The following is an 11,451-nucleotide window of genomic DNA, read 5'->3' as shown; positions in this document are numbered from 1 at the left end:
TCTTAAAAACAGCAGCCGGGCAGAACTTGTGGAGGACGAGTATGTTTGCATCGGGCATGAACTTCGGTCTTGACGAGGAGATCGAAGCCCTTCGGGATACTGTGCGCCGTTTTGCGGAAAGCCGCATTGCGCCGCTTGCTGCCGACACCGACCGCAACAACGCATTTCCCATGCATCTGTGGCGTGAACTGGGTGAGCTTGGTGTGCTTGGGATCACTGCTCCTGAAGACTATGGCGGTGCTGGTATGGGCTATCTCGCTCATTGCATTGCCATGGAAGAAATCAGCCGCGCGTCGGCGTCGATTGGCCTGAGCTATGGCGCGCATTCCAATCTCTGTGTCAATCAGATCAAGCGTAACGGCTCTCCCGAACAACGCGCAAAATATCTGCCAAAACTCATTTCCGGTGAGCATGTCGGTGCGCTCGCCATGTCCGAACCGGGGGCTGGTTCTGACGTTGTTTCGATGAAGCTGCACGCTGAAAAGCGCGGCGAAAGTTACGTTCTCAACGGCAACAAAATGTGGATTACCAATGGTCCTGATGCCGATGTGCTGGTGGTGTATGCCAAGACCGATCTGGCGGCAGGTTCGCGCGGCATTAGCGCATTTCTCGTTGAGAAAGGTTTTAAGGGTTTTTCGACAGCGCAAAAACTCGACAAGCTTGGCATGCGCGGATCCAACACCTGCGAACTGGTGTTTGAGGATTGCGAAGTTCCGGCTGAAAATCTGCTTGGGCAGGTGGGCAAGGGCGTCAATGTGCTGATGTCCGGCCTGGATTATGAGCGCGTGGTGTTGGCGGGTGGTCCGCTTGGTATCATGGCGGCTTGTCTGGATGTCGTCGTGCCTTATGTGCATGAGCGCAAGCAGTTCGACCAACCGATTGGCGAGTTTCAGCTTATGCAAGGCAAACTTGCCGATATGTATGTGCTGTTCAATGCCTCACGCGCCTATGTTTATGCGGTGGCAGCGGCCTGTGATCGTGGCGAGACGACGCGTAAGGACGCGGCTGGCTGCATTCTCTATGCAGCTGAAAACGCCACGCAGGTGGCGTTGCAGGCAATACAGGCACTGGGCGGCAATGGGTATATCAGTGATTATCCGACCGGGCGTCTCTTACGTGACGCGAAGCTTTATGAAATTGGTGCGGGTACGTCGGAAATCCGGCGGATGCTGATCGGGCGGGAACTCTTTCAGGAGACCCGCTGATGCCGGTTCTGAAATCAGAAATCTCGACCCGCAGCACCACTTTTGAAGCCAATCGCAAGGCGATGCTGGCGGCGATCGATGTCGTAGCGGAAGCCTCTCAACTTGCCATCGATGGTGGCGGCGAGAAAGCGCGTGAACGCCATGTTTCGCGGGGGAAAATTCTGCCACGTGACCGCGTCGCGCAATTGCTTGATCCTGGTTCGCCTTTTCTGGAAGTAGGGCTGACAGCAGCTCACGGCATGTATGAGGGTGCAGCGCCTTCAGGCGGCATTATCACCGGCATCGGGCGTGTATCTCGCCGCGAATGCATGATCGTCTGCAATGATGCGACGGTGAAGGGCGGCACCTATTATCCTATCACCGTGAAAAAGCATCTGCGGGCGCAGGAGATCGCTGGCGAAAACCGCCTTCCATGCATCTATCTGGTCGATTCAGGCGGTGCGAACTTACCTAATCAAGATGAGGTATTCCCGGATCGCGATCATTTCGGGCGCATCTTTTATAATCAGGCGCAAATGTCGGCGGCGGGCATTCCGCAAATCGCCGTGGTCATGGGTTCTTGCACGGCAGGCGGCGCGTACGTGCCTGCCATGAGCGACGAGACAGTGATCGTGCGCAATCAGGGCACCATCTTTCTGGCGGGTCCACCGTTGGTCAAAGCTGCAACCGGAGAGGTGGTGAGCGCGGAAGATCTCGGCGGTGGTGACACGCATACAAGGCTTTCCGGCGTTGCCGATCATCTGGCCAATGACGATGCGCATGCACTGCAAATTGCGCGTGCGATTGCTGCTAATCTCAACCGCGAAAAGCGCGGGTTCATTCCAAGAGGCGACGGCGCTCCCCCGCTTTATGACCCGGAAGAAATCCTGGGTGTCGTTTCCGCCGATACGCGCATTCCCTATGATGTGCGCGAGGTGATCGCACGTCTGGTCGACGGTTCCGATTTCGATGAGTTCAAGGCGCGCTACGGCACCACGCTTGTGTGCGGTTTTGCCAGCGTCTACGGTATGCCGGTCGGCATTATCGCCAATAATGGTGTGCTGTTTTCTGAAGCAGCACTCAAGGGCGCGCATTTCATCGAGCTTTGCTGCCAGCGTAATATTCCGCTGGTTTTTCTGCAAAACATCACCGGCTTCATGGTCGGGCGAAAATATGAGGCCGAAGGCATAGCCAAGAACGGTGCCAAGCTGGTGACGGCAGTTGCGACCGCCAATGTGCCCAAAATCACCATGCTGATTGGCGCCTCCTATGGCGCGGGCAATTACGGCATGGCGGGGCGGGCTTATTCGCCGCGCTTTTTGTGGACATGGCCGAACAGCCGCGTCGCGGTGATGGGCGGCGAACAGGCGGCAGGCGTGCTGGCAACGGTCAAGCGTGATGGGATTGAACGAACCGGCGGTAGCTGGTCGGCAGAGGAAGAAGCGGAGTTCAAGCGCCCAACACTGGAAATGTTCGAGCGCCAAAGCCACCCGCTTTATGCGTCGGCAAGGCTTTGGGATGACGGTATTGTCGATCCGCGCAAGAGCCGCGAAGTGCTCGGTCTTTCACTCTCTGCAACGCTGAATGCGCCGGTTGAGCTGACGCGTTTCGGCCTGTTTAGAATGTGAGGGCGATCAGATGTTCAAAAAGATACTGATTGCCAATCGCGGAGAAATTGCCTGCCGGGTTATCCGCACCGCACGCAAAATGGGCATTATCACTGTCGCAATTTATTCCGATGCAGACACGAATGCGCTGCATGTCGAAATGGCCGATGAGGCGGTGCATGTCGGCCCGGCACCGTCCGCGCAAAGCTATCTCAATATCCAAGCGATCATAAAAGCTGCCATGGATACCGGAGCAGAAGCCATCCATCCGGGTTATGGTTTCTTGTCTGAAAACGCAGGCTTTGTGGACGCAGTCGAGGCCGCGGGGCTTGTCTTTATCGGCCCTTCGGCCAAAGCCATCCGCGCCATGGGCTTAAAAGACGCCGCCAAGGCGCTGATGGAAAAAGCAAGTGTGCCTGTCGTGCCCGGCTATCACGGTGACAATCAGGACGGCGCTTTTCTTAAAAATAAGGCTGATGCAATCACCTATCCGGTGCTCATCAAGGCGCGGGCTGGTGGCGGCGGCAAGGGTATGAGGCGTGTCGATCAGGGCGCGGATTTCGCAACTGCACTTGAAAGCGCTCGGCGCGAGGCGCAAGCTTCGTTCGGTGATGATGCGGTGTTGGTCGAAAAATACATGACCAAGCCGCGCCATATCGAAGTACAGGTCTTTGGCGATGGTTTTGGCAATGCCGTGCATCTGTTTGAGCGCGATTGTTCGCTGCAACGCCGCCACCAAAAGGTGATCGAGGAAGCACCTGCCCCCTGTATGACGGAGGAGATGCGCGCTGCGATGGGCGAGGCTGCGGTCAAGGCCGCACAAGCTATTGGCTATAGTGGTGCGGGTACGGTGGAATTCATCGCCGATGTGTCGGAAGGACTTCGCGCCGACCGCTTCTTCTTCATGGAAATGAATACGCGGCTACAGGTTGAGCATCCTGTGACGGAAGCAATTACCGGACTTGATCTGGTCGAATGGCAGTTGCGTGTGGCATCAGGCGAAGCTTTGCCGAAACGTCAGGACGAGCTTACGATCAATGGCTGGGCTTTCGAGGCACGGATTTATGCGGAAGATCCGGCGCGCGATTTTCTGCCCGCAACAGGCAAGCTTGCACTGTTTGCACCGCCGGAAAATGCACGTGTCGATTCAGGTGTGCGTACGGGTGATACGATCACGCCGTTCTACGATCCGATGATCGCAAAGATCATCACCCATGGAGCAACGCGCGACGAGGCGCTGAACCGGCTCGATATAGCGCTGGGCAAAACTCGTATCGCCGGACTTGTCACCAATCGGCAGTTCCTGTCCGATCTTTGCAAGCTTGAGGCTTTCCGTAAAGGCGATGTCGATACTGGCTTGATTGCAGGTGAGACGGCCGTTCTGTTCAGGGACGAGAAGCCTTCCGAGATTGCTTTCGCACTGGCTGTACTCGGTGCGCTCGATCTTCTCAATGCACCGCAAGAAAGCGATCCCTGGGCGCGCCTGCCGGGCTTTCGTTTGTGGGGTGATGCATCGCATTCGGTTCTGCTCGATCATCACGGCGAGCGCCAGTTGGTGCGCTTCACCATCAAAGGCAGTAGGCATTTCGACTTCGTCTTTGGCGGTCTCGAAGTCTGCTCGTACGACAATGGTCTGGTTCGGTTTGCTATTGATGGCCGCGTTGCTGCGGCGTCTGTTCTGCGTATCGGTGACGATGTAACCGTGCAGTTTGAAGGCTACGACACCATATTTCATCATGTGCAGTCTGTCAGTGGGCAAGAGGAAGCTTCAGGCGAAAGCCGTATTCTATCGCCGATGCCCGGATTGATAAGGCTGGTTTCGGTTGTCGAAGGAGCCAACGTCGCCAAAGGCGAAAGGATGGTCACGATGGAAGCCATGAAGATGGAGCTTTCACTGACAGCGCCGCGTGATGGCAAGGTCGCGTCTGTAAGCGTTGCTGCGGGCGATCAGGTCAACGAGGGTGCGTTGTTAATCGAACTGGAGGAAGAACATGGCTGAGCACGTGGAAATCGTCGAAATGGCAGCGCGTGACGGCCTGCAAAATGAAAAACGTTTTGTGCCGACTCGTGACAAGATCGCACTGATCGACCGGCTTTCCGATTGCGGATTTTCCCGTATAGAGGCAACGAGTTTCGTCAGCCCCAAATGGGTGCCACAACTGGCAGATGCTTCGGACGTCATGGCTGGTATCCGCCGTGCCGACAGCGTTCGTTATTCGGCACTGGTGCCGAATATGAGGGGCTATGAAGCGGCAGCCGCTGCTGGTGTCGATGAAATTGCCGTTTTTATTTCGGCTTCCGAAGGTTTCTCCAAGGCCAATATCAACTGCACGATTGCGGAAAGCATCGAGCGGCTTGCACCGGTCATTGGAGCTGCCATCAATGACGGTCTGGCTATCCGCGGCTATGTAAGCTGCGTGGTGGAATGCCCCTATGATGGTCCAACAGCCCCGCAGGCAGTGGCTGATGTCACGGAACAGCTCTTTTCGCTTGGCTGTCATGAAGTGAGCCTCGGCGACACAATCGGGCGAGGAACACCGGAAACGGTTACACCAATGCTTGATGCAGTTTTGAACATCGCTCCTGCACACAGTCTTGCCGGTCATTACCATGACACCAATGGGCGGGCGCTTGATAATATTCGCGTCAGTCTGGAGAACGGCTTGCGCGTGTTCGACGCTTCGGTCGGAGGCTTGGGCGGCTGTCCATTTGCACCAGGTGCCAAGGGCAACGTCGATACGCTATTGGTCGCCGAGATGTTGCATGGACTTGGTTTTGAAACCGGCCTTGATATCGACAGGCTCCGATCAGCCGCGTTGTTCGCACAGGCGCTACGGCAGGACAGGGCGGCATGACAGACTTTGAGACGATCCGCATTGCTGTCGATGAGCGCGGCGTCGCGACACTGACGCTGAACCGTCCTGAGCAGCATAATGCGCTTTCCGATCTGATGATCGATGAGCTGCTAAACGCAACGCTTCGACTGGCAAATGATGATGCTGTGCGTATCGTGGTACTGACGGGCAGTGGCGCAAGTTTTTGTGCGGGCGGCGATCTTGGCTGGATGCAGGCACAGGTGAATGCAACGCGCGCGGACCGTATTGAGGCGGCGCGCAAGCTGGCGCTGATGCTGAAAGCCTTGCGCGACCTGCCAAAGCCATTGATCGGGCGCGTCAACGGGCAAGCCTATGGCGGCGGTGTTGGCCTTATCAGCGTGTGCGATGCCGCGATTGGTTTGACCGGCGCACGCTTCGGGCTGACGGAAACCAAACTAGGACTTATTCCTGCAACCATCAGCCCCTATGTGGTGGCTCGCATCGGTCAGGCGCATGCGCTGCGCACATTCACCTCGGCACGGCTGTTTGATGCAGAAGCAGCAAGGCATATGGGCTTGCTGCACGAGGTGGTCGAATTCGAGAGTCTCGATGCAGCGATTGAAGCTGAGATAAAACCCTATTTCTCGACGGCCCCGGCAGCGGTCGCGGCCTCAAAACGGCTGGTGCATTCACTCGGCGCGCCGATTGATGAAGCAGTGATCGAAATGACGCTCACCCGCCTTGCCGATACATGGGAAACGCCAGAGGCCGCCGAGGGGATCGCGGCCTTTTTTGCGAAGCTTTCACCATCATGGAAAAGAGGAGGGTAGGCATTTATTGGGAGGCCGATTTTCGTTGTAGTTGCGGGCACTTGGCCCCTTGCAATCGGAAGCCGGAAATGCATTCTTATTACATCATGAAAGCTCGCTCCCATTCTGGAGCATGATTCCGAAAGAGCAGGTGCGATTTCGGATAATATTATGGCTCTGGCGCCTGAAAAGGGTGATGGTGCGGCGTGCTTTTGGATTGACCCTTTGAGATCGTACGATGAAAAAAAGGGAGGGCCCGGTAAATCGGCAGCGCAAGCGCGCTGAGATTTGACCGGCATGGGTTGTCTGAGGTCATCGGGAAAAAACGAGACCTCACCAAAGGAGAAAAAGAATGAATCTGAAACTGCTTTCCAGCGTGGCTTTCGCCGCTACACTCGGCTTCGCCGGTGCCGCTTATGCAGATATCACGATTGGCGTCGTTGCGCCGCTTACCGGTCCGGTTGCTGCTTATGGCGATCAGGTCAAGAAGGGCGCGGAAACCGCCGTTGAAGTCATCAATGCGAAGGGTGGGATTAAGGGCGAAAAAATCGTTCTGAAGTTTGCTGACGACGCCGGTGAACCAAAGCAGGGCGTTTCGGCTGCCAACCAGATCGTTGGCGACGGCATCAAGTTCGTTGTGGGTCCGGTCACGACCGGCGTGGCAATTCCTGTTTCCGACGTTTTCTCGGAAAACGGCGTTCTGATGGTTACGCCAACCGCAACGGGCCCGGATCTGACCGCACGTGGTCTGGAAAACGTGTTCCGCACTTGCGGCCGCGATGACCAGCAGGCTGATGTCATGGCCGACTATTTCCTGAAGAACTTCAAAGACAAGAAGGTCGCAATCGTTCATGACAAGGGCGCTTACGGCAAGGGTCTCGCAGATTCCTTCAAGGCTGCAATCAACAAAGGCGGTATCACCGAAGTTCAATATGATTCGGTTACCCCAGGCGACAAGGACTTCAGCGCGCTCGTCTCCAAGCTGAAAGCCGCCGGAACCGAAATCGTTTACTTCGGAGGCTATCATGGTGAAGGCGGTCTTCTGTCCCGTCAGCTGCATGATGCGGGCCTCAAAGCTTTGATCCTCGGCGGCGAAGGCCTGTCCAATACCGAATATTGGGCCATCGGTGGCACCAATGCTGAAGGCACGCTCTTCACCAACGCCGTTGATGCGACCAAAAACCCGGCTTCGAAGGAAGCTGTTGATGCGCTGACAGCCAAGAACATTCCGGTCGAAGCATTCACAATGAATGCATATGCCGCTGTTCAGGTTCTTGCGAGCGGTATTGAACGCGCCGGTACGACTGACGATTCAGCAGCAGTTGCGAAGGCTCTTCGTGACGGTCAGCCAATCGAAACGGTTATCGGCAAGCTGACTTACGGCGAAACGGGCGATCTGTCTTCGCCAAGCTTCGACGTGTTCAAGTGGTCGGATGGCAAGATCGTCGGTCTCGACTGATCTCTGTCTGAAATAACAGAAAACGCCGGGGTTCATCCCCGGCGTTTTTGTTTTGGGCTCGCAGTGCGCTTCCCAATTTTAGTTCGATTTTCAGGAACCGGGAAAGCCAAGTTCAGCTTCGATAGATTCAAAGCTCTGCTCCATTGCATAAGTCGGACTGAATGGAACGCCGAAATGACCGTAAACGATTGACATCTGGCCTTCGGCCTTGCGCTCGCTTCCTTTGGCGACGGCCGCTACATAGAGCGCTGCGGCGAGGCCGGTTCTGTCGGATCCCGCTTTGCAATGAATAAGGATCGGCTTTTCAGCTTTTTGCATGAGCGTGATGAGTTCGCGTGTTCGCTCGGCCGTCAATTGTCGGCTGGACGACATCGCGTAATCAGTGTGTTGAATGCCGAGGGCCTTGGAAGTTGCAACCTCTTCATCATACCATTTTGCGCCAGGCTCAGCGCCGCGCAGGTTTATGATCGTCTTGATGCCATAAAGTGCTTGCAGCTGAGTGATACGAGACGGATTTGGCTGATTGGAGCGATAGGCTTGTCCTGCGATGATTGTATGGACATTACCCTTATATTGAATCGTAACAAGATAGCCGCCCAGAAAACCTGCTCCGATTAGGATCAGGAGGCTGGGCAAGCGCATGCGGTTTAAAGACCATGATGCATGACTTTTGAAGAAGTTCACGGTTTTCATTTAAAAGCACATGATTAAATGAAGGGCGAAATTGTTTTTTGCTTGGATTCCTCAATCTATGTAGTAAGAATAAGGCGCAATATTGTTGTTATAAGAATATATTTTGATTTTATTTAATAGGGGCTTTTTTAGGTTTGGTATCACTAATCAATACGAAAATGAACCAACAAGCGGGGGCCGATTTTTCCGGAATGGTTATCAAAAGGTAAGCTTCGGTTAACCATACTGGTTTAGTCTGTCTGTATCATAATGGGGCAATTAGCGGAGCAGGTTTTATGCAGCGCTATAGATTTGACGACAAAAGAGTTCTGACCGAGGCAATCGTTGAGCTTCTCAACAGAGGTGTGGAGCCTGATGAGCTGGATCTCGTACTAAGCCGGATTGGTCCGGTGGATCTTGATCTGATGCGGCAATGTTTGATCGAGGTTTGGGAATACAACCATCAGGAACCGACGCACACGCCAATGGCAGCGTGATCGGAAGCAGTTTGATTTAAGCGCATCCGTAAAACTGTGAAACGGTTTTCGGAAAAGATGCGCGCAAAAGCGAACAATTGGAGCGTTGATCTCATTGATTGAGAGCGAACCCCGCTCCAAGGGCGAGCAATTTGTTAAGAGCTGAACTATCAGCCTGTTTGGTTTTGGCTGCAAATACCTTAGGCAATCAGGCGGAATGTTTGTGATTGTCACAATCTTGAAATGGACGGGTGCTAAATCTCTCTATGTATCGGGAATTCATTCGGCAATGCGACCACGGATGTACTGGCGCAACCAGAATGAAAGCGGAAGGTCGGGTTCAGCCCGGCCTTTTTCGTTTTGGAAACGACACACTGGACTTTGACCGCATTTGCCCTTTCAGGGGGAGTGGTGCGGCTTTCGTTCGAAACTACCTAACGAAAAAGAGTGAGACGCAGCCCCAACGATTCACTCTTAACCGGAGCCGTTCGAAATCGGGAATGAAAACTTCCTCATGCCCATGGCTTTTGATTTCATACATATCTTCCTGAAAATCGTTTCACAGTTTCCGCGATGCGTCCTAATGTGGCGCGATATTTCATGGGGAGGTAACGAATGATACGCCACATCGTTCTTATTCGGTTCAGGTCTGATATCGGGTCTGGTGATATTGAGGATGCGCTTAATCAGGTTATCGCGCTGCGGGATAAGATTGATGGCATTGTTGCCGTCAGCACAGGCGGGAATGTCAGTCCTGAAGCTCTGGAGAAGGGTTTCCGGCATGGCTTTGTCGTCGATTTTGCGGATACAGCAGCGCGCAATGCCTATCTTCCTCACCCTGACCACGTGATTGTTGGAACAAGGCTTGTCGAACTTGCCGAAAATGGCATCGAAGGCATTCTTGTGTTCGACTACGACGCTTAAGCGTTTTCAGAAAGCTATTTCACGCTTTTCGGAGGCAGCTTTAAAGCAGAAGCCCTCCAACGCCCATTTTCCCAAGATCATTTGCAGTAAGATCCATGTTTGCCATCAGGCGATCCAGAACCCAGTCGAGGCTGTTCTCGCGAGCACTGCGCGCTGATCCGGGGGCGACGACGATAGGTTTGGTGCGGCACTGTGCCAGAACGAGAAGGTTGCCCGGATCAACCGGCATTCCTATGCGCAAAATCTCTCCGCCAGACGCCACGATTGAGCGCGGAACAATATCAGCTGCGTCTGCGATTGAAGCGGCGCTGAAGATCAGGACCACATCGCAGGACGAAAGAAGTTCGTCGATTGCCTTTGCTATTGCATCTTGTTCATGAGCAACACGACACTCCTTTATGACTGAGCCGTGATTGCGCTCCACGCGTTTGGCAATCAACTCCGTTGTTTTGTCGAGAACGGTGTCACGTATGGTGGGCAATTGAGATTGTATCATCCCAATCTTCGTCGCCTTGAATGATCTGACATCAAGAACGTTCTGCCCGCCTTGTAAGATGTGGAGGCTCTCGATCAGCATTGCCGGGACGGCAAAGGGAATGATTTTAACCGTAGCCACCATCTGGCCGCCGTTAACGCGGCAATCGTTGCGCAAGGTTGCGACCGAAATGCGTGAATCGAGCAGGTTGATTTTGTCGATGGCTGTCGCATCTGCGTGGAACAGTCCGTCGTGACGGGCGAAGAGATTTATACGACCAGTAACAGGTTTGCCCGGCTCTATATTGTCTGAAATCAGCAGTTTTCCGATAGCAAGAGCCGCTTCATCTTCGCCAATGTCGTATTCCTCAAGGCGCGCGGCAAAAACATGCGTGATGCGTTGCTGTCCTAGTATCTTGATCTGATCGCGTGTGAGCAGAGTGCCTTTTCGAAAGCTGTGGGAGCCTGCAGTAATTGCATAAGCAAGCATCGCTCCTTCAGTTTCTTCAATCGGCCAATTACCAAAAATCATAAGCGTTCCGTTAGATCATATTCCTGCAAGTGTAACCTATAACATCAAAACACGAACTGGAATCGATCTGAGCACACCCCGAAAAGTGTGAAACAGTTTCGGAAAAGATGCGCGTTAAAATAAAACGTTAAAGCGCTGATCTGATTCAATCAGATTGAAGAGCCCTCTAGAGTCCAATGCGAAGCGAAATGCATAGAGTTATTTGCATCGCTATGTTATAGGCAATGTCGAAGCTGTTATATGTTGAACTTATTAACCTTCGCAAATTTGAATAAACTCTATTAGTATTATTTAATCTTCATGAATTCTATATATTTGATTTTCGAGTAAGATTTAATCACTTTCAGTTTAACATTGAATATCGTCTTGAAAATTCAGAGATGAACTTGTAGGGAGCCACCGACGGGAATTGGTTTTATCCAATTTGATTCCGGGTGGGGCGATTATGACTCACATTGCATATGCAGCCGCGACATTTCGATCCAATACATTTTTGGT

10 protein-coding genes are annotated in these 11,451 nt (G+C 53.5%); 8 read left to right on the top strand and 2 right to left on the bottom strand.

Going from position 1 to position 11,451, the window contains the following annotated elements:
- The first annotated feature begins 56 nt into the window (after window positions 1-56).
- From QBD00_RS04880 to QBD00_RS04855, 6 genes are all read left to right on the top strand, one after another.
- Window positions 57-1,205, top strand: a complete 1,149-nt coding sequence (locus tag QBD00_RS04880) for an isovaleryl-CoA dehydrogenase (protein ID WP_318578984.1) — start codon at window positions 57-59, stop codon at window positions 1,203-1,205.
- Entirely contained in the window at window positions 1,205-2,812 is a 1,608-nt protein-coding gene (locus tag QBD00_RS04875) for a carboxyl transferase domain-containing protein (protein ID WP_318578793.1), read from the top strand. The genes QBD00_RS04880 and QBD00_RS04875 overlap by 1 nt, the downstream gene beginning before the upstream one ends.
- Window positions 2,813-2,822: 10 nt before the next feature.
- A complete protein-coding gene (locus tag QBD00_RS04870) occupies window positions 2,823-4,790 on the top strand; it encodes an acetyl/propionyl/methylcrotonyl-CoA carboxylase subunit alpha (protein ID WP_318578792.1) in 1,968 nt (655 codons plus the stop codon).
- Window positions 4,783-5,646: a hydroxymethylglutaryl-CoA lyase gene (locus QBD00_RS04865; protein ID WP_318578791.1), complete on the top strand. Its 864-nt coding sequence runs from the start codon at window positions 4,783-4,785 to the stop codon at window positions 5,644-5,646. The genes QBD00_RS04870 and QBD00_RS04865 overlap by 8 nt, the downstream gene beginning before the upstream one ends.
- Window positions 5,643-6,437 carry a crotonase/enoyl-CoA hydratase family protein gene (locus QBD00_RS04860; RefSeq protein ID WP_318578790.1) on the top strand — a complete coding sequence of 265 codons (795 nt, stop codon included), beginning with the start codon at window positions 5,643-5,645 and terminating at the stop codon, window positions 6,435-6,437. Before QBD00_RS04865 ends, QBD00_RS04860 begins: the two co-directional genes overlap by 4 nt.
- A 331-nt stretch (window positions 6,438-6,768) precedes the next feature.
- On the top strand, window positions 6,769-7,875 hold the full coding sequence (locus QBD00_RS04855) for an ABC transporter substrate-binding protein (protein ID WP_095445812.1): 1,107 nt from the start codon (window positions 6,769-6,771) through the stop codon (window positions 7,873-7,875).
- Between the two features lie 90 nt (window positions 7,876-7,965).
- Here the strand turns inward: QBD00_RS04855 and QBD00_RS04850 are convergent, their stop codons facing one another.
- The gene (locus tag QBD00_RS04850) at window positions 7,966-8,559 is read right to left on the bottom strand and encodes a tyrosine-protein phosphatase (protein ID WP_412534994.1); all 594 of its coding nucleotides are present in this window, start codon (window positions 8,557-8,559) and stop codon (window positions 7,966-7,968) included.
- A gap of 284 nt (window positions 8,560-8,843) precedes the next feature.
- On the opposite strand from QBD00_RS04850, the gene QBD00_RS04845 reads away from it, so the two are divergent.
- Entirely contained in the window at window positions 8,844-9,044 is a 201-nt protein-coding gene (locus tag QBD00_RS04845) for a hypothetical protein (RefSeq protein WP_095445814.1), read from the top strand.
- A 594-nt stretch (window positions 9,045-9,638) separates the two neighbouring features.
- On the top strand, window positions 9,639-9,947 hold the full coding sequence (locus tag QBD00_RS04840; RefSeq protein WP_318578788.1) for a Dabb family protein: 309 nt from the start codon (window positions 9,639-9,641) through the stop codon (window positions 9,945-9,947).
- A 40-nt stretch (window positions 9,948-9,987) separates the two neighbouring features.
- Here QBD00_RS04840 and QBD00_RS04835 read toward each other — a convergent pair whose 3' ends face one another.
- Complete coding sequence (locus QBD00_RS04835) at window positions 9,988-10,953, bottom strand: molybdopterin-binding protein (RefSeq protein WP_318578787.1); 966 nt, start codon at window positions 10,951-10,953, stop codon at window positions 9,988-9,990.
- Window positions 10,954-11,451 lie beyond the last annotated feature (498 nt).

This window comes from Ochrobactrum sp. AN78 (assembly GCF_029909885.1).
In the GTDB taxonomy this organism is placed as follows: Bacteria; Pseudomonadota; Alphaproteobacteria; order Rhizobiales; family Rhizobiaceae; genus Brucella; species Brucella quorumnocens.
Note: the sequence above shows the minus strand (reverse complement) of the source record. Positions and strands in the feature narration are given on the sequence as shown.

Excerpts from the sequence above, each read along its gene's own strand:
- QBD00_RS04880 (WP_318578984.1), top strand. The coding sequence starts at position 57 with ATGAACTTCGGTCTTGACGAGGAGATCGAAGCCCTTCGGGATACTGTG.
- QBD00_RS04875 (WP_318578793.1), top strand. The coding sequence starts at position 1,205 with ATGCCGGTTCTGAAATCAGAAATCTCGACCCGCAGCACCACTTTTGAA.
- QBD00_RS04870 (WP_318578792.1), top strand. The coding sequence starts at position 2,823 with ATGTTCAAAAAGATACTGATTGCCAATCGCGGAGAAATTGCCTGCCGG.
- QBD00_RS04865 (WP_318578791.1), top strand. The coding sequence starts at position 4,783 with ATGGCTGAGCACGTGGAAATCGTCGAAATGGCAGCGCGTGACGGCCTG.
- QBD00_RS04860 (WP_318578790.1), top strand. The coding sequence starts at position 5,643 with ATGACAGACTTTGAGACGATCCGCATTGCTGTCGATGAGCGCGGCGTC.
- QBD00_RS04855 (WP_095445812.1), top strand. The coding sequence starts at position 6,769 with ATGAATCTGAAACTGCTTTCCAGCGTGGCTTTCGCCGCTACACTCGGC.
- QBD00_RS04845 (WP_095445814.1), top strand. The coding sequence starts at position 8,844 with ATGCAGCGCTATAGATTTGACGACAAAAGAGTTCTGACCGAGGCAATC.
- QBD00_RS04840 (WP_318578788.1), top strand. The coding sequence starts at position 9,639 with ATGATACGCCACATCGTTCTTATTCGGTTCAGGTCTGATATCGGGTCT.
- QBD00_RS04835 (WP_318578787.1), bottom strand. The coding sequence starts at position 10,953 with ATGATTTTTGGTAATTGGCCGATTGAAGAAACTGAAGGAGCGATGCTT.